The organism is Candidatus Sphingomonas phytovorans (genome assembly GCA_029202385.1).
GTDB lineage: Bacteria > Pseudomonadota > Alphaproteobacteria > Sphingomonadales > Sphingomonadaceae > Sphingomonas > Sphingomonas phytovorans.
Genome location: CP119314.1, coordinates 532,571 through 549,439 on the forward strand (window position 1 = coordinate 532,571; position 16,869 = coordinate 549,439).

A 16,869-nucleotide genomic window follows, 5' to 3' on the forward strand; every position below is an offset into this window, starting at 1 on the left:
TCATCCTCATGACCGCCTCGCCAGATTGTCGCGCACCCGGCTGCCAACCACGCGGTCGTAGCTGGCGATGCCCTGGCTGACGCCGCTGCGGACCATGTCCTCGATCTCGGCATTGCCGCGCGCGCCGGAGACGGTGACGTTGAGCGTCCCCGGCCGGCTGTTATCCATGCCGCGCAGGGCGGAATTGGGCATCACGCCTATGCCGGCACCGGTCGCGAAGATCGGCTCGGGGCCTGCCTCGCCGACGATGCCGAAATGGCCGTTGGGGATCAGTCCGCCATCGGCGAACAACCCGGCGAAGCTATAGGAGCCATTGGGGTTCATACCGCCCCCGAACGTGCCGGAGCCACCGGCCGGGACATTCGACTTCCCTCCGCCGAACAGGCCGCCCAGGACGCTGCCAAAAAGGCTACCGAAAATGCCGCCGCCACCCGAGGCCGCCCCGCCGCCACCGCCACCCCCGAACAACAGCCCGGCGAGCGGAGCAGTTATCCACTGCCTGACCGCGATTCGCAGAAGGTCGGAGATTATCTGATTGGCAACGTCCTTGAACGCTGCGCCCAGTTCCTTCAGCCGGAGCCGCGTTTCGACCAACCGATCTTCAAGCTTCTGGAGACCATTGACGGGCACTTTGGCCAGTTCGTCGTTGATCCCGGCTCCATAGTTCCGAAGCTCGCGCTGATAGCGCTCAACGGGGTTCTCATACTCGCGCTCGATCGCCGCACGATCGCCGGCCTTCAGCTGGCCGAGGATCGCCAGTCGAGCCTGCGCGATCTTCTTCTGCGCCTCAGTTGCTTCAGTGCTTGCAAGCACCGCATCGAGTGCCGCCTTTTCCTGCTCGTATGTCAGGTCAAGCAACCGCAGTTCGATGTCGTGGCGCGTCTCGCGGGTTTCGGCGAGTTTCAGTTCGTTCTGGAGAAGATCGCGGGCATTGGCCCGCTGCGCCTGGGCGACTTCGAACGCCTGCCGCGCAAGCTCTTCATTCTTACGCTGCTCGATCAGCTGGCGTTCGAGGCTGTCCTTGATGGATAGCGCCAATAGCAGCTGGAGTTTCTGCGCCTCGGTATAGTCCTTGCTGGCGGTGATGCGCCGCGCCTGTTCGCCCGTGGCGATTTCGAGGCCCTGCAATTCCAGCTTGGCGCGTTCCTCGGCCGTGTCGGCCATACGCTTCTGGATATCGGCCGCTGCCTGCTGGAGCCCGGCCAGATCGCGGCTGTAACGCTCGACGCGCCTGTCTTCCTTTTCCTGCGCCGCGAGCTTCTTTGCGTCGGCCTGCGCTTTGCGCCGTTCTGCTTCCTCGGGCGAGGCGCCGCCGGTCCAGGCAAAATGGAAATGGTCGTCATGGTCGCCCGGCTTGCCCGCCGAGCGGCCGGGACCGAATATCTGCTTGGTGCCGCTGGCGTTGCGCCGGATGGTGACGCCGGCTTCCTCCAGGATCTTCTCGACCTCGGCCGTCGTATAGGTCCCCATGCCGCCCTGGGGAACGAAGTCGATCGCCTTGCCCTTGGGGTGGTCGCTCCCGACTGCGTGCTTGCCGCCCGTGGTCGAAGTGATCCGCGCGCCGGGGAACAATTTCTTCAGCAATGCGGTCATGTCGCCGAGACTGGCATCGGCCGCCGTCGTGTCCCGGCTTCGGCCGGACTCCCGGATTTTCTTGACCGCTTCGTCTTCCTGCTCACGCAACGCGGTCAGGCGAGCGGTCAGCTTGTCGACGTCGGTAATCGTCGCCTTCGCCTGTTCCTGTAATTTGGCGAACCCTTCACGGGTCTTTTTCACCGGGTCGGCGTCGATCTGGGATCGCTCGTCGGCGAGATTGGCGCCGGCTTCCCTTGCCTGTTTTCTCAGGTCAGCGATCTGCTTTTCATTGTCTTTGATTTTCTGTTCGGTCGCGGTCAGCTGGCCTTGGGAGAAGGCGCCCGCCGCGCCCCCGGCGCCCTGGCCCATATTGGCGGAGGCTGACGCCCGGCGAGCTTCCAGCTCGGCCGCCAGCTTGGTGCGGATGGCCAGTGCTTCCTTCAGCTGTGCATCCGCCGCCTTCTTCGCCGCCTCGGCCTGCTGAAGCGCGGTCTCGCGCGCCTTTGCCTGCTCGCCATTATACTCCTTCAGTGCGGCGCTCACCTCGGCCAGGCTATGCTTCTGCCGGTCGAGCTTCTGGGTGAGCGTCTCGTTCGCCTCGGCCGCCTTGTCCGCCGCCGTCTTGCTCTCGAACAGGAAGCCGAGGAACGGCCCGCCCAGCTGCACCGCCAGCGCCAGGGCCATGCCGTAAGGCCCGCCGAGGAAGGTGGCGAACTTGCTGGTCCCGCCCGAGGCCAGCTGCACCGCCTGGGTGATCTGCCCGATCTGGCTCGCGAAAATCTGTGCCGGCCGCGCGCCCATCGAATACATGGTCGACATGTCGCCGATGTTCATAATCAGCTGATTCACGCCGGCACGCTGGCCGCCGGTCATCGCGGTCACCTGTTTGCCCGCGTTGGTCAGCAGGCCTGCCGCTGATGCGTTCTGCCGCATGGTCTCGACATATTGCTTGTGCGTGATCGCCCCTGCGTCCAGCGCCTCGCGCAGGATCACCGCTTCGCTGCGGAACTTCTGCAAGGAACCCCAGGCGGGATCGATCTGCGCCTTCAGCCGCGCGACGTCGCGCGAATATTCGGCGGTCGATCCTCCCGCCTTGCCCGCGCTGCTGCCGGTATCATCCAGCGCCTTGCCCAGGCGCGACGCGCTGCCCGACGTGGCGTCGAGCGTCCGGCCGAGACCTTCGCTCTTACCCTTGGCATTGCTGATGCCGGCATCGAGGCCGCGATCGTCGGTGCGCAGATAGAGCAGCGCTTCGCCAAGGCTCTCAGGCACCGCTTAGAGGCTCCTCGGGAGGCAGGATGGTGACGCTGACGCCCATCTGCGAAATCTGGGCCGGGTTGGCCGCAGGGCCGCGCTTCCGGGTCTCGCCATTGGCGTCGCCGGATGCGGTGTCGCGCAGCCGGCCCATCATCCGCCGCGCGTCGCCCTGGTCGTAGCTGCCGGTGCCCAGCGCGTTCGCGTCGACCGCGACCAGCTGTTCCTCGGCCTGGAGGCGCGGGAGCATCTTCACGTACGCGCGAACCAGTGCCGCAGGCGCTTCAGCCAGCCACCATTGTCCTGTGCCGCCGTAGAAGCGCTGAAGCCGGGGAATAAGGTCTCCCCAGTCGGCAGGCCGCCCATCGCCCTCGCCATCGCTCCTGCTACGCCGAGCCTGTTGCGCAGCAGGAGACCGGTAAAAACATCCACGATCGCCATCTGATGCGTGCCGGTGAGGCGCGCGAACACCTCATCGGGGACATCGACGATCGCGGCGCGCGCGACACGCTGGATCAGTTCGGCATATTCCGCGCTGTCGTCGGCGTCGTCACTGGCCGCGAGGCGTTCGATCTGGCGGCCCCAGATGCCGAAGCGATGCGAATCAAGCACCGACAATTCGTCGGCGCTCAATATCTCGAAGCGTCGGCCATCAATGTCGATCGCCTGCCGGACGATCAGCGTGGCCAGGTCAAGCAAGGGCGCGTCGGCCATGGGAATTCCTGCATGTTGGGAAAGAAGGGGCCGGGCATCGCCCGGCCGATAGGTTAGGCCAGCGGCGCCTGGTGCTGCATGATCAGCCGCCCGAACCGTTCGTCAGCGCTGGTCGCTGCGCCATATTCGAGCGCGTCGAACACCAGCTGAAGGCCCGCCGGCACACCCTTGCGATAGGCCGGATTGGGATTGGCGGACTGGTAGCAACGCGGGACTTCATATTGCGCCGCGTAGGTGGCGCCGTAAGCTGACTTCGTGCCGCGAACGAGCAGCGCATAGGTCTTGACGTCTTCCCCGCGCGACAGGCCCAGCTTCTTGAAGCCGGCCGTGCCGACACCCGCCGCCGTCGCGCTCACCGTCGCGCCGTTCAACGCCAGCGTATAGGCCTCAAGCGTCAGGTCCCAGAGCGTCAGCGTGAGGGTCAGGTCCTCTTCGGTCCGGAATGCCTTGACCGCGCCGACCGTGCCGGCCGGGCGAACCTTCTGGATCGTCTGGCTGTGCATGACCGACACGCCATCGTCCGAATAGTTGCGGTCGCCATTCGCGCCGACCATCGTCCAGGGGCCGGCTGGGGCGGCGGTGATGAGCGGAAAGGCGGTGCCGATCGGCGCGACCCAGGCCGTCAGCGGCCCTGCGATAATCTCCAATGGTTCCTGCATCTCAAACCTCCTTCAGTGCGTGTAAAAACTGGAAAGACTGCCAGGCGCGGGGCCAGTCGGTCACCGGCTCGCGCCCGGTCAGGAAGCCGCCCGCGCTCTGCGCCCAGTGGATCAGCACCCCGGCCGAGACGACGCGGTCGATCCGGCGCAGCACCGCCGCCGCCGCGCCGCACAGATCGGACGCCTCGCGCACCGTCGCGCCATAGGCGAACAGGTCGAGCCGCTGGGTGTCCGCCTCGACATAGCTGGCGCCTGTCATCGAAAAGCCGCCCGATGGCTTCAGCACGATCACGCGTCGCGGCATGTGCTGCGTCTCGCCGGGCGGCAGCTCACCGCCGAACACGCGCGCGCCGACAATCGCCGCAATGCCGGCATCGGCCGCGAGCAGGGCAGCGACGGCACCGACCAGATCAGCCATTGGTGCCCCCCTCGGCCGAGGGAGCGAGCTTGTCATAGGCAACCCGAATACGGTCGCTCAGCGTGGGATAGAGCTTGTCGGCCGCCGGGCGCAGATAAGGATGGGCTGGTATGACGATTTCGTGCGGTTTGGTTCGGGGGAGGCCGGCCGCCTTCGGATCGTCGTTGGAGACGAACTTGGCCATGCCATCCGAACCGATGAAATAGGCCGTCCCGCCCGGATGCTGGATCGTGCCGCCTACCTCGATCATCAGTGCATAGACGACGTCGCGAACGCCCCAGGTGCCGGTGACGCCGGCCTCTACCGGAACGGCATAGTCGACCACGTCGATCCCGCCCTCTAGAACGGTGGTGCGGTTCTGCCAGGGATGGTTGCTCTTCGCCTCGACGACGCAGGCGCCCATCGTCGCGTTGACCCCGCGAATCTGCGCCTTGCGCAACCGCTCCTTCACCGCATCACCGGTCCAGGTGAGCGAGCCCTTGCCGCTCGATCCGAAGCTGTTGCCGGCCATCAGCCGATCCTCACCAGGTCGGCTTCGAGATGGTTGTGCTTGAACTGCACCGGCCCCTCGACCTTCAGCCGCCCGGGGAACAACACGGCGCCCTGGCGATCGGTGATCGCAACCAGCTGGTCGTTCTCGGCGACATCGGCGCCCAGGGCGAACATCGCCCGGACGCCCTCGATCTGTGCCGTCTTGCTGCCGTCGATCAGCACGGATGCATTCGGCGACCAGGCGAAGCAGGCCAGCGGCGCGCCGATCGGCTGGAAATCGGCCGCGACCGGCTGGCCCCAGGTGTCGGTGGCGACGGCCTGGTTGCGCTCCACCTGGGCGCGCATGGTGAGGCGGGCGGCGATCATGCGGCACGCTCCGCATTCATCCAGTCGAAGAACCGGGAAGGGCCGCAGGTGCAACGCCAGCCATTGGCGCGCAGGGTCAGGATCAGTCGCTTCGCCTCGGCGCGCCTGAAAAAGTATCGGTTCCAGCACCAGTTGCCGACCCATGACCGGGACTGGACAACCGCGAATTCCTTCCGGTGGATGCGAACCTTTACCGGGAATTGCACCCGGTCGGTTGCCCCCAGTTCGCTGAAGGTGAAACCCTCGAACGAAGGCGCCTCAAGTTCGGCATCCCCGAGCCATACGGCGGACACCATGGCAGTCCGGCCGGCGAAGTCGCCATTGTCCGGATCGTTACAGGCGAAGTCGATGGCGACCAGCCGCGCGCTCATGTCAGCACGCCCTCGCCCGAGGCGGCAACGGCCACCCAAAGGAAAGCGGTCTCGAAATGCGTTCGCGCCACTGCGGCCGAACGATGATCCACGCCTTCGAGCGCGCTGAGCCCATCAAGCAGAGCCTTCACCGAGGCCATCGCTACGCCAGTCTTGTCCAGGGTTTCGTTCTGTGTGGTCACGCCATCACCATCGCGCCGCCACGGGCGGCTTCCAGGCTCTTGAAGATGCCCTCGCGATCGGCGACCGGATCGCCGCTCAGCGTGATTTGATAGTCGCCGGCCTTCTCGCTCTTCAGCCCGCCGCGATAGGACAGGTCGAGCTGGATCAGCTTGATGGTCGCCTCGTCGCGCGCGGCCTGGTCGCCGGCATCGCCGATCGGCGTGAAGGTGACGCGCACCAGCGGCGCCCAATAGTCGCGGCCGTTCGGTCCGCCGACAAGCCGCTGGAGCGTCAGGCCGCCGTGCATGACGCGGAAATCCCCGGTCGCCAGCACGACATCGTTCGCCGCGTCGCCGCTGTTCGACGGGTCGGTTTCGACAATCGCCAGCTGGGCGGCTGTGTCGATCGGCCGCGCCATCTTCAGCGTGCGGCGAAAACGGGAATCGGGGTCGGTTGGGTCGCCCAGTTCCACTTCACGAGAACCGACCGGGCCGAGGCGCGCCGCCAGCTCGGCCGCGATCCCGTCGATCATTGCCTGCAACTCGCTGTCGGACAGATCGCTGCCCGCGCGTTCCCTGACCCGGTCGATAAGCGCCATGGCTTAGCTCTGCGCCTTAGGTGCAGCGTCGCCGGCACCGTCGCCCTTGTTCTCGCCTGCCTTCGCTTCCTTGTTGGCGGGAGTGACCCTTTCCTTGGTTTCGACTGGCTTCACGGGTTTAGTTCCTTTTGCGGGCTCGGGCTCGGGTGCTGGCGGCGGTGGAGGTGGCGGCGGAGGCGGAGGCGGAGGCGGGGGTGGCGGGGGTGGCGCAAGGTCGGCCGGGTGCGTCTCGCTGTCCGGGGCATCGCCAAGCGTCCCGTCGACCAGGCCGAACCGTTCAACCGCGGAGTCCGGGATTTCGTCGCCAGGGGACGCATAGAGCGTGGCCGCTCGGGGGTCGCCTTCGAGCACCAGGGCGGCGAGGTTCGCCGTCAGGTACAGGCGCGCTGTTGCCTTCATCATCGCTGTTCTCCTCAGTTGGTTTCGTAGAAGTCGACGATCACGGCGGTGCCGTTGAGCGCCGAGGCGAGCGTCACCGTGTTGGTCTCCAGCACGGTCGCGGAGACGGTCACGGTCGGGGCGGTCGCCTCGCGCGCGCCGGCCAGATAGGCGGCGATCACCGTGTTGCGGCTGAGCCTGACCGGGAGGCCGAGCTTCGCGGCCAGGCCGATCCGGACACGCTCGGTATTGGCGACGGCATATTTGGGCAGCGTCACCTTGGTGACTGTCCTGAATGCCTTGCTGCCGGCCACGACATTCGCCGCGTTGAGCGCGATCGTCTCGCTGATCGCCGCGCCGCCCGCATTGGTGCCCTCGATCACGACATTGCCCGTCACATTGGCGTCGCTGCCCTTGACCGTCAGGCCGCGCGGCACGTCCGGTTGGCCGGCCAGCACCGTGACGACGGTAGGATTGACCGCGTCGAGGGCGTTATCCGCCAGCACGGCGGCATTGCCGCCCAGTGCGACGTTGCCGAACTCGGCGGTGCGAACCCGGACCTGTCCGCCTTTCATCTTGCCCATGTTGAAGCTCCTTTCGGAAAAGCGGCCCGCGCCGATACGCCGCGCGGGCCGACCCCCACTCACCGGCCGCGCACGGCCGGATCACGATCACACGTCCGGAATGCCGGTGACTTCGCTGAACGCGGTCGGGCGGAACCACACCAGCGCGACGCGGAAGGTGCCGCGCACGGTGCGCTTCCCCTCGACAAACTGGGTGCCGACAAAGCCGAGCTGGATGTCCACGCCCTGCCGTTCGAAGGCCGAGACGTAGGGCGGCAGGAACGAGCCGGTATAACCGCGCCCCTGGACGTCGGCGTCCTCCTGGGCGACCGGCAGACCCCACAGTCGATCCGGCCCGGAATCGGTAGGGGAGCCCAGAATGTAGACCCCATCCGCCGTTCGGGTGAGGCGAATATTCTGCCAGTCAGTGGGGTGAATGAGGTGGTGGGTCGGGATCGCGCGGCCGATCCGCCTGATATTGGTCATCGCTTTGAAGAAGGCGTCCATGGTCGGCCCGGCACCGACTGCCTGGGACTGGATGCCGGGGACGTTCTTCAGGCCGCGCAGGTTCGGATCGCTGCCGTCGCCGATGAGGCTCTGGCCGTCGAACCTCTGGCGCAAGCCGAAGGTCACGCGGGTGTCGATATAGCCGTTCATCGACGGCGCGTCCTGCAACTGCTCGTCCGTGACTGGCAGGCTATCGGTGATCTTCTGGACGGGCGAGGTGCGCTCGGTGAACACAAACGCGCTCTCTGCGAAGGTCGCGCCCTCGGCCCGTTCGGCCGCGCCGTGCGCGCGCGTCGTCTCCTCCATGTACTTGTAGGCGGCCTGATCGGTCTGGAACATCGGGATGATGTCGAGCACCTGGATCGGGCGGGTAGCAGCTTCGACGAAACCGGGCGCGCGGATAACCTCGGGCGCATAGCCCGCACCGCGCGACATCAGCGCCTTGCTGCCGAGCGTTTCGAAGGACGCCCCCTTGGCAAGCACATCGGACGGCCATACTTCGTCAAAGCTGAAGCTGACGCCGCCGTTCGCGCCGTCCTTTACCCAGGACTGATAACTCTTTTCCTCGGCGACCCGAGTGCCCAGAGACTTGATTTCGGCGCGGCGATCGTCGCCCTTGCTGCCCGGCATCGGCGGTCGGCGCACACCCTTCTCGCGGTCGGCATGGCTCTTCGCGGCGTGCTCTGCGGCTTCGAGCGTCTCGGCGTGCTGCGCCAGTTCGTCGCACTCGGCATTCATCGCCTTGACCTTCTCGGCCACGGCGATCGAGCCCTTCACGTTGGTGCCGAGGGAGGTCACCTTGTTGAAGTCGTAGCCACCGGCGACCTTGGCCTCTTCAAAGACCTTGCCCAGCTCGTCCTGCTTCGCGCCGAGCTTTTCGCGCGCCTCCTTCAACGTCAAATTCGCAACCGACATAGCCTGCACTCCATGGAAAACCGGGCGGCTCCATGAGTGCGGAGCCGAGGTGTCCATGTGGCAGGCGCGGGCACGGCCTATCGCCCCGGAACGCGTTCCGGGGCAGGCGGTATCGAGATGGGGGAGGCGCCGCGATCGGCGCGGGCTGGTCTAACCGAGACGGTCAGGAAAACACAACCGCCCGCGCGCAGGACGGTTGCGCGCGGGCGGCAGGAACGGCGGGACGGCCGGTCGCCTAAGCGGCGAGATGGCGGCGCGACTGGTGGCGCAGATAGCCGGCGAGCAGCGTATCGACCTTGGTGGCGTCGGCCCCGATCGCGGCGGCCGCCGCCTCAAGGCCCTTGCCCAGCGACCCATGGATTTCCGTCAGCTGCTTCAGCCCGGTGGCGGAAAGCTGAGAAGGGTCCTCGCCCAGGGCGGTCGCCAGTTCGCCCAGGCTCGCGATCAGCGGAGCGAAATGCGCGTCCTTCAGCTCGGCGCTCTTGATCGAAATCGTGCGCGTCCCGGCGCCCGCGCCCCGGATGACCGGCGACACCTCGTGAACGTCCGTTTGCTTGATGACGCGAACCTTTCTCGTCCGGTCGATATAGCGGAAGTCCCAGTCCATGACCTCGTAGCCGTAGGACCATTCCTGCACCGGCTCGCCCGTCGCCAGGTCGAACTTCAACGTCTCGTGCCAGTCGCGGCCGACCTGCGTGGCGAGGTTAAGGTTCAACTCTGCAAGCGCGCGGTCGCCGTCTTCATATACCCGCGCCTTGCCGAACGGCATCTTGCCGCGATTATGCGCGACGATCATGGGCGCCCATTGCGAGCCGCCGGCCTTCCACGAGAACGCCCCGGCCTGATAGGTGTCGTCGTCGCTGTCGATCGCGGAAAGCGTGGCGAGAAGCGCCAGGCCCTTGCCGGCCTCGTCCATCTCCACAATCGTCATCGCCTTGGTCTGGATGGTCATGTCTTACTCCTCGAAATAGGGGGCGAAGCTCAGCGTGCCGTTGGGATGTTCATCGGCCGCCATCTGGGCCGCTTCCTCGGCGCCGACGACCGAGCCGTCCCTGGCCATATGCTCAGGCAGCGACCGGCCCGGCCCAAGCCGTCCGTCAAACACCACGAACTGTCCGACCCCGGCAGCCAGGCCGCGCTCGATCGTCGAGATATTCTGTGCGAACTTGGTCTCGGTACGGGCGATGGTGCGCGCGCGGATCTCGCCCGAATTCCACGGCCCGGCCTCGATGTGCACCGCGATCCGGTCGGCGAGCTTCTGGACGCCTTCGCCCTCGGCCCGGCCCTCGGCGAGCGCGTCGAACACTGCGTCGCGTGTCTGTTGGTCCAGATCGATCAGGCCGACCCGCCGCCCGCCCGAGGCGACGATCGCGCGGGCGACGGGATCGGGCAGGTTAGTGCCGAGGCCGGCGTGCCCGGCTGCTTCCTGCACCGCCTCGGCGATTTCGAGATAATGCGCGCCATAGTCCTGGGTCAGCTCCGCCGACCAGGCGTCGATCCCAAGCTTCTCCAGGATCATTGCGATAAGCTCGTCATCGGCCCCGTCCTGCCCTTCCGCCTTGGCCTGCTTCGGCGTGGCGGCTTCGAGCAGCGGCAGCGCTGCCGCGCGGGCCTCGTCACCCCAGCCAGCGAAGCGGGCGGCAAGCGACTTCTCAAACGCGGCTGAGAGGCCTTTATTCTGCCGCTGAAGCATCAGCGCAAAGGCAACACCGCGCTTGTAGCCTGCCTCGCGCGCTCGCGCTGCCTTCGCGCCGCGCGCGCCCTTCAGCGGGAGGGCGGGTGCCGTCTCGACCCGAGGCGGCGCACCCTCGGGAACCTCGATCAGGTTGATCGGGCGCAGATAGATTCGGTGGCTGTCGTTGGCCTCCATGCCGATCCCGGTGCGATACTCGAACACCGTGATCGCCCCTGAGCCAAGCCGCTTGTTATAGCGCTCGGTTTTCTTGTCCTGGTCCTCCTGAAGCGCCTTCACCTCGTCGGTATTCCATCCGACCTCCTGGCCCGCCACCTCGCCGAAGTCGGGCAGCAGCGAACGGTTCAACTCGTCGGCGAGCGCACGGGACGCCGGCAGAACTCCGTTCTCCCAGGCGATCCTATGCAACTCCTGCATCGTCGCGCCGACCTTGGCTGTCTGGAGCCCGGCGCCGAACCCGACGACGGCGGCCGGGATGCCGATCACCGCGCAGACGCGTTCCTCGGCGACGTCGCGCCCCTCGCTCATGTTCATCTGCTGCGGGTTGAAGCCATAGGGCTGCACGTCGGTCGGCGCGCCCATCACCAGCGGCCCGCCGCGACGATCGCCGCCGAACGATTCCTGAAACCATGCCTTGGTCGCCGCGACATCGCCGGGCGCGACCATGGCGCCGCCCTTTGGGCTGATCACCACACCGGGAACGCCCATGTTCCGCAGCAGCGAGGCGACGAAGTTGGACGACTCCAGATCGATGAAGATTTCGCGGATCACGCCGTCGAGCGACGACAGGCCAAGGGTCAGGTTGCGCGGATCGATCCCGTCGCGGAAATGCACCACATCCTCGGGGAGCAGGGTCATCGGCTCGATCCCGCCGCCCGGCCGATAGACATAATGAGAGATGAACTCACTGCCGTCTCGCGGCGCTTCTGTCTTCATCATCCAGTGCGGCACGTACCACAGCTCGACCGGCCGGCCCGCCCGGTTGCGCACCTTCACCCAATAGGCGTTGCCCGCGATGTACCAGGACAGCAGCGTCGCGGCCCACAGCGCGATATCGCCATAATAGGGATTGGGGCGCTGGATCAGCGCGATCATCTGATGGCCGACCATCTCCTCTACCGCGCCGTTGCGCTTGCGCCGCCGAACGACCAGGCGCGCCTCGGGGAGCGCGCGCTGCACCCAGCGGATCGGCGCCGTCACGACGGAGCTATCCAGGCCGTCGCCGACCTCTTTCCGGTAATCGAACCGCGTCCGCTTCAGCAGGCCGGACAGGAACATCGGGCGGGAGCCGTGACGCATCGCGGTCAGGGCTTTGGAAAACCAGTTCATGCGGGATAGACCTTGCTGTGCGGCGCGACCGCCATTGCGGCCTGGCCCATACGGGTCGATTGCCCCGAAAAGAGCCGTAAGAAGCCCCTAAGAGGGCAGGTGGAGAAACGTCGGGCAAGATTGCCCCACTTTTCGCGCGGCGGCGCTCCTGCGGCTCCTGAGCGGACAACGGGCATCATGCCGGTATCCAGACACTATCGAGCGACTGGCCCGAGGATCGGGGCCGGTTGAGCGGCGTCCAGCGGGCACCGTCGCCGCGCTTCGTCGCCGCGTGGAAATTCCACAGCGCCACCGCCGCGTCGCCGTGTCGCTTGCCGCCATCGGTCCCTTCGGCGCGGACGTGCGAGGGCATCTTCACCACGCCCCCCGCGATCACCAGCTGGCGCAGGTCGTTGCGCACGTCCATGTCGGCGGGGATCAGGATCGTGCCGTCACCGAACGCGGCGCAGAAGCTCGGGCCGGTTTCCCGGCTCCAGGCGACCGAGGGCATCCGCTCCACGATGCGCTCGCCGAACCGCTGCCGCGTCTCTTGGGCAAGCGCCATGCCGTTGCCGTTGGCATCCAGTTCGCCCGCGCCGAAGCGCCCGATCGTCTCTGTTTGCTCGACCATCCAGAACAGCGCCTGCTTCTGCTGGTCATAGGGACAGGCGCGCATTTCGAGGATCAGCGGGACATGCCGCTTCAGGTCCTGGCCGACAAAGCCGAGCGGATAGGCGCTGCGGTCCTGGCGCATCGCGAAGTCGCCGCCGACGTACCAGGTGAGCGCCTGGTCATGGTAGCGCTGGATGACGGGCAGAACGTTGCGGTTAAGCCATTCCTGCATCTCGGCACGGCGCAGATGTTCCGGCCAGTAGGTGAAATCCGGGGCTGGAGCCGACCAGCGCAGCACCACATAATCAGTCGTGCTGCACTTCTCGATCGCGGCGAGGGTGATGGCGACACCGTCCCCCTCGCGCGGGATGACGTCCAGCTCCTCACGCATCGCGTCGATGCGGTTGCCGTAGGAGCGGCGCACCTTGCGATACCACGCCTCCTTGCCTTCGGGCGTCGCCTCATCGCCATTGACCAGGCACACGCGCTCATAGAGGCCGTTGCGCACGGCATCGTCGAACGTGACGGTGTGCATCGAATAATCGAAGTCGCCGGCCTCGATCCCGCGTATCAGCTCGTTGAACGGGTTGAGATTGCCGTTGTGCGTCGAGATGATCCGGATGACGCCGCCCCAGATCAGCAGCGCGTTACAGGCATCGATCACGGCTGCGACGTTGCGGTGGAACGCAGCTTCGTCGATCACCACACGGCCTTGCAAGCCGCGGATGTTCGCCGGGTTGCTGGAAAGGCCGACTACCTCGAATCCCGAGGCGAAGCGGATGCGATAGGCCGCGATATCCTTGGTTGTACCGTCCGGCTGGGCGTCCTCGAACAGGAACTCCTCGACCGCCAGAAGCTCCTTCGCCACCATCTTGGCGAAGCGGGCGCACGTCGCCACGAAGGCCCGTCCCTTGTCCTTCGTGTCGCCGATATAGAATGTCGTGTCGCCGCCTGCGTTCCTGGCAGCGGCGGCGATGAGCGTACTGTCCAGCGCCTCTGCGAAGGTAATGCCCGTGCGGCGCCCTTTCCGGCCGAGCTTCAGCGGGGAGCGATCGGCGACCCACTCCTTCTGATGCAGCATCAGGATGCCGTCGGCGAGCGGGTCGAGGTCGGCGGGCGGCAGACCGCCCATCACCAGATCGTCGATCGGCGATCGTGGGGGCGCCTGATCGGGCATGGGCAGCGCGTCCAGCTCGTCGATGACCACGTGGCCCTGTTTGCCCTGGATCAGGCCCGCGTCATTCACTGCCGCCGCCCTTGCCTACGCCAAGGAACTCGCGGCGCAGCTCGGCGATGCGATCCTTGCCCAGGCCGGCCTCGCGCATGACATGCTCGGCGCGATCGGCGACCTCCTCGACCTTGGAGGCCACACGCGCATCGATGCGGGAGCGATGCTCGGCCGAAGCCTTTTGCGCTGCCTGGGTATCGCGCAGTGTTCGTGCCAGCCGGCCAAGCACCTTGTCGTCCGGGTTTCCTTCAAGCCGCTCGTAGATCGCGGCTTTCAGCATCTCGCCGATCGCGATCGTTGCACTCTCGGTGTCGCCTTGACCCAGGCTGTCGACCAGGTCCGATGTAATGACGCGGAATTCGTCCAGGCGCCGGAACTGGATGGCCTTGCGGATTGACCAGCGGCCGAACGAAGACTTGCTGACTGGCCCGATCCCGCGCGACGCGAGCCGCGCGTTGAACTGGTCGAGGATCGCATTCTGCGGGAGCGCGCGGGACCGAAGCGCCTCAAGCGCCCAGACGATATCTTCCTCGGCCGCGTCGGGCAGCAGATCGAGCGACGACAGCCGGCCGCGCCCCTCGCGGCGATCCTGCGCGGCGTCCGTCACGGGTCAGTCCTCGTCCGAGGGACGGGCAATGCCCTCTACGATCGCGCGCCGCTCGACATGGTTGCGCCCGAGCGTGGTCAGGCTGGCGACCATCACGGTCCCCGCCTCAATGACATGCACCACGCCCAACTCGTCCATCGCGCGCAGCTGGGTGCGGACCCAGTCGCGCGAGCGTGTGATGCCGAACGTTTCAAGCACCTGCATCAGCGTTTTTTCGTTCAGTCGCCCGTCGACCTGCACCGCAAGCTCCTTCAGCATGCAGAGACGCCCGTCCTGGGTGAGCTTGTCCTGATAGTTCACTACTTCGCTCCCGCTACGAGGTGATCCTCGATCCGGCGCACCGTCCGCGCGACGGCGCTCAACTCGGACTCGGCGGTGTTGAGCTTGCCGTTCATTTCGGAGAGGCCGAGGCGCAACGCCGTGACGTCTTCCTTGTTGGGGAGGTGCTTCAGATCGCCTTCGATCGTCATGAGACGCCGCTCATGGTCAGCCGTCTTCGCGCTGCCCCGGCTGAGCCAGGCCCAGATCGTATTGGCGATGCCGAGCGCCAGTGACGCGGCGGTCAGCACCATAATCATTACATTGCCGGTCACGCTTTCCCCCTCCGCTCGAATCGTTCCTGGCAGCGGACGCACCGCACGGCCGATGGCAACGCGGCGCGGCGCGCGGCCTCAATGTCTTCACCGCAGTCGGTGCAGTCGTCGCCAACGGCCGGCACCAGGCTGGCGCGGATGACGGCGATCCGTAGCTCGCGCATCTGGGCGTCGAGCAGTTCGGACGCTTCGATCGAGCGCTCTTCAGACTGCATCGGGGGCCTGCCGCCGCTGCCCAATGCGGCGCGCTTCACGCCGATCGAGGCGGAACTCGATCCACAGCTCAATCGCCATCGCAACGGCGATCACCAGCCAGCCGAGCATGAGCGCCCAGGCAAGCCAGCGATCGTCACGCTCGAAATGCCGCCACGGCCTGAATGCCGTGATGACAAGGGAGCCGCAGACCCAGATCAGGCCGATCGCCGCAAGCACGACTTCGAAGAGCCACCAGGCCATCACTTCGGCACCGGCAGGCCGCCGCTGACGCGCGCGCCCCAGTCTTGAACATAGGCAACGGCCGATCGGCATTCGTGCCAGGCGCCGCGCGCCTGGACGATGTAGTGGACCGTGGCGGTCTCGCGCGCGATCACCGTATCCAGCAGCACGACAGCCCGGCCGTCCGGCAGCGTGAACGCCGCGAGTGGGGCAAGGCTCGGCGCGGACGGGAAGGCCTTGGGGCATGGGTCGAGCCGCGCCCGGTCGGGCACAACGGGAATCGCGCGAACCGGCTCGCGGTCAGCGCAGCTCGTTGAACAGAGCGTCGAGAGGGCTAGAGCGATTGTCGGCAGCCGCATCGGCTTTCTCCTGAAGGTTGGATTGTTCGGCGGCGAAGGCGCTGTCCCGCGCGTCCTTGGTCGCCCCGGCGCCGCGATCGGCGGCGACGACATTGGCGAGCACCTGGGCCGTGCCAGCGCTTCGGTCGGCCTCGACCACGGCCTTGTCGTGCCTGCCCAGCCAGAGCGACCAGGCACCCCAGACGAGCAGGCCGGCGACCAGCAGCACCATCGCCCAGGCAAGCGGGCGCGCCGCCCTGGCGGGCACGCTCCAGGCGATCAGCCGGGCGGCAAGCGCGGCGATCACTGGCCCGGCTCCACGGCGACGATCGCGGCGTCCTGGCGCTGCAAGCGGTCGGTATGGGAACGCCCCCACACTGCCGCGACGGTAGCGCCGAGCAGCGTTGCCCAGGAGCCGGCGAAGGTGAGCTTGTCGAATACGCCGGTACGAGCGAATTCGACCACGGTCAGGGAGAGGAACACCAGCCCGCCGAGCAGCGCCAGCAGCCGGACGATGTCCAGATACTCGTTGCGCCCGCCATAGAGCAGGTCCTTCAGGAGCTTCCCGACCATCAGGCGATGCCCTCGGCCTTGAGCCAGGCGGCGACATCGAACGAGGGACAGGCCTTCGCGACGTTCGGCCAGTCCCGGTGACCAAGCACGATCAGGCCTGGGTAGAGCGCCCGATAGGCGATCACGAGGCTCTTCAGCGTCGCTTTCTGCGCGGGCGTGCGGGTGTCCTTCGGCGCCTTGTTGTCCCGATCGACCCCGCCGACATAGCAGATGCCGATATTGCCGGTATTGTGTCCGCCCGTATGGGCGCCGCGCTTGTCGTCGGGCAGGGTGCGGACGGCCCGGCCGTCAAGCTCCACCACCTGATGGTAGCTGACCTGGCCGAACTTCGCGATGTCCCAGGCGGAAATCGTCCCCGCCTTCACGTCGCGGCCCTCGGGCGTCGCGGCGCAATGGATCGTCAGATATCTGATTGGTGTCATGTCGGACCCGCCTGTCTCGGCGGGCGGTGACAAGGACCCCGATGGTCCGCCCCGCCCTCAAGCGGTTCTGGCGTCGTCTGGTCGGGAA

At 66.6% G+C, this 16,869-nt stretch carries 25 protein-coding genes; all 25 read right to left on the bottom strand.

The window, feature by feature from the left end:
- Positions 1–6: 6 nt before the first annotated feature.
- The 25 genes from P0Y59_02555 to P0Y59_02675 all read right to left on the bottom strand — a co-directional run bounded on the left by P0Y59_02555 (position 7) and on the right by P0Y59_02675 (position 16,781).
- Entirely contained in the window at positions 7–2,847 is a 2,841-nt protein-coding gene (locus P0Y59_02555) for a hypothetical protein (GenBank protein WEK00592.1), read from the bottom strand.
- Positions 2,840–3,085, bottom strand: coding sequence for a hypothetical protein (locus tag P0Y59_02560; protein WEK00593.1), 246 nt, complete (start codon positions 3,083–3,085; stop codon positions 2,840–2,842). The genes P0Y59_02555 and P0Y59_02560 overlap by 8 nt, the downstream gene beginning before the upstream one ends.
- Complete coding sequence (locus P0Y59_02565) at positions 3,082–3,543, bottom strand: hypothetical protein (protein ID WEK00594.1); 462 nt, start codon at positions 3,541–3,543, stop codon at positions 3,082–3,084. The genes P0Y59_02560 and P0Y59_02565 overlap by 4 nt, the downstream gene beginning before the upstream one ends.
- Positions 3,544–3,596: 53 nt before the next feature.
- Positions 3,597–4,202, bottom strand: coding sequence for a hypothetical protein (locus P0Y59_02570; protein WEK00595.1), 606 nt, complete (start codon positions 4,200–4,202; stop codon positions 3,597–3,599).
- 1 nt (position 4,203) lies between these two features.
- Positions 4,204–4,620 (bottom strand): DUF3168 domain-containing protein, encoded by a 417-nt coding sequence (locus P0Y59_02575; GenBank protein ID WEK00596.1) that lies wholly within the window; start codon positions 4,618–4,620, stop codon positions 4,204–4,206.
- Positions 4,613–5,131, bottom strand: a complete 519-nt coding sequence (locus tag P0Y59_02580) for a hypothetical protein (protein WEK00597.1) — start codon at positions 5,129–5,131, stop codon at positions 4,613–4,615. The genes P0Y59_02575 and P0Y59_02580 overlap by 8 nt, the downstream gene beginning before the upstream one ends.
- Positions 5,131–5,478 (bottom strand): hypothetical protein, encoded by a 348-nt coding sequence (locus P0Y59_02585; protein WEK00598.1) that lies wholly within the window; start codon positions 5,476–5,478, stop codon positions 5,131–5,133. The genes P0Y59_02580 and P0Y59_02585 overlap by 1 nt, the downstream gene beginning before the upstream one ends.
- Positions 5,475–5,849, bottom strand: a complete 375-nt coding sequence (locus P0Y59_02590) for a hypothetical protein (GenBank protein ID WEK00599.1) — start codon at positions 5,847–5,849, stop codon at positions 5,475–5,477. Before P0Y59_02590 ends, P0Y59_02585 begins: the two co-directional genes overlap by 4 nt.
- On the bottom strand, positions 5,846–6,031 hold the full coding sequence (locus tag P0Y59_02595) for a hypothetical protein (protein ID WEK00600.1): 186 nt from the start codon (positions 6,029–6,031) through the stop codon (positions 5,846–5,848). The genes P0Y59_02590 and P0Y59_02595 overlap by 4 nt, the downstream gene beginning before the upstream one ends.
- Positions 6,028–6,609, bottom strand: a complete 582-nt coding sequence (locus P0Y59_02600; protein ID WEK00601.1) for a hypothetical protein — start codon at positions 6,607–6,609, stop codon at positions 6,028–6,030. Before P0Y59_02600 ends, P0Y59_02595 begins: the two co-directional genes overlap by 4 nt.
- Before the next feature lie 3 nt (positions 6,610–6,612).
- Positions 6,613–7,011: a hypothetical protein gene (locus tag P0Y59_02605; GenBank protein WEK00602.1), complete on the bottom strand. Its 399-nt coding sequence runs from the start codon at positions 7,009–7,011 to the stop codon at positions 6,613–6,615.
- 11 nt (positions 7,012–7,022) lie between these two features.
- The gene (locus P0Y59_02610; protein WEK00603.1) at positions 7,023–7,571 is read right to left on the bottom strand and encodes a hypothetical protein; all 549 of its coding nucleotides are present in this window, start codon (positions 7,569–7,571) and stop codon (positions 7,023–7,025) included.
- 87 nt (positions 7,572–7,658) lie between these two features.
- Positions 7,659–8,972, bottom strand: coding sequence for a phage major capsid protein (locus tag P0Y59_02615; GenBank protein WEK00604.1), 1,314 nt, complete (start codon positions 8,970–8,972; stop codon positions 7,659–7,661).
- 235 nt (positions 8,973–9,207) lie between these two features.
- The gene (locus P0Y59_02620; protein WEK00605.1) at positions 9,208–9,924 is read right to left on the bottom strand and encodes an HK97 family phage prohead protease; all 717 of its coding nucleotides are present in this window, start codon (positions 9,922–9,924) and stop codon (positions 9,208–9,210) included.
- A gap of 3 nt (positions 9,925–9,927) precedes the next feature.
- Positions 9,928–11,994 carry a phage portal protein gene (locus tag P0Y59_02625; GenBank protein WEK00606.1) on the bottom strand — a complete coding sequence of 689 codons (2,067 nt, stop codon included), beginning with the start codon at positions 11,992–11,994 and terminating at the stop codon, positions 9,928–9,930.
- Between the two features lie 175 nt (positions 11,995–12,169).
- Positions 12,170–13,831, bottom strand: coding sequence for a hypothetical protein (locus P0Y59_02630; protein ID WEK00607.1), 1,662 nt, complete (start codon positions 13,829–13,831; stop codon positions 12,170–12,172).
- A complete protein-coding gene (locus P0Y59_02635) occupies positions 13,824–14,420 on the bottom strand; it encodes a DUF3486 family protein (GenBank protein WEK00608.1) in 597 nt (198 codons plus the stop codon). The genes P0Y59_02630 and P0Y59_02635 overlap by 8 nt, the downstream gene beginning before the upstream one ends.
- A 3-nt stretch (positions 14,421–14,423) precedes the next feature.
- Positions 14,424–14,720: a hypothetical protein gene (locus P0Y59_02640; protein ID WEK00609.1), complete on the bottom strand. Its 297-nt coding sequence runs from the start codon at positions 14,718–14,720 to the stop codon at positions 14,424–14,426.
- The gene (locus tag P0Y59_02645) at positions 14,720–15,013 is read right to left on the bottom strand and encodes a DUF2730 family protein (GenBank protein WEK00610.1); all 294 of its coding nucleotides are present in this window, start codon (positions 15,011–15,013) and stop codon (positions 14,720–14,722) included. The genes P0Y59_02640 and P0Y59_02645 overlap by 1 nt, the downstream gene beginning before the upstream one ends.
- Complete coding sequence (locus tag P0Y59_02650; protein ID WEK00611.1) at positions 15,010–15,228, bottom strand: TraR/DksA C4-type zinc finger protein; 219 nt, start codon at positions 15,226–15,228, stop codon at positions 15,010–15,012. The genes P0Y59_02645 and P0Y59_02650 overlap by 4 nt, the downstream gene beginning before the upstream one ends.
- Complete coding sequence (locus P0Y59_02655; GenBank protein WEK00612.1) at positions 15,218–15,469, bottom strand: hypothetical protein; 252 nt, start codon at positions 15,467–15,469, stop codon at positions 15,218–15,220. The genes P0Y59_02650 and P0Y59_02655 overlap by 11 nt, the downstream gene beginning before the upstream one ends.
- Positions 15,469–15,807 carry a hypothetical protein gene (locus P0Y59_02660; GenBank protein WEK00613.1) on the bottom strand — a complete coding sequence of 113 codons (339 nt, stop codon included), beginning with the start codon at positions 15,805–15,807 and terminating at the stop codon, positions 15,469–15,471. The genes P0Y59_02655 and P0Y59_02660 overlap by 1 nt, the downstream gene beginning before the upstream one ends.
- On the bottom strand, positions 15,749–16,093 hold the full coding sequence (locus P0Y59_02665) for a hypothetical protein (GenBank protein WEK00614.1): 345 nt from the start codon (positions 16,091–16,093) through the stop codon (positions 15,749–15,751). The genes P0Y59_02660 and P0Y59_02665 overlap by 59 nt, the downstream gene beginning before the upstream one ends.
- Positions 16,090–16,359, bottom strand: a complete 270-nt coding sequence (locus P0Y59_02670) for a hypothetical protein (GenBank protein ID WEK00615.1) — start codon at positions 16,357–16,359, stop codon at positions 16,090–16,092. The genes P0Y59_02665 and P0Y59_02670 overlap by 4 nt, the downstream gene beginning before the upstream one ends.
- Positions 16,359–16,781: an N-acetylmuramoyl-L-alanine amidase gene (locus tag P0Y59_02675; protein ID WEK00616.1), complete on the bottom strand. Its 423-nt coding sequence runs from the start codon at positions 16,779–16,781 to the stop codon at positions 16,359–16,361. Before P0Y59_02675 ends, P0Y59_02670 begins: the two co-directional genes overlap by 1 nt.
- Between the last annotated feature and the right edge of the window lie 88 nt (positions 16,782–16,869).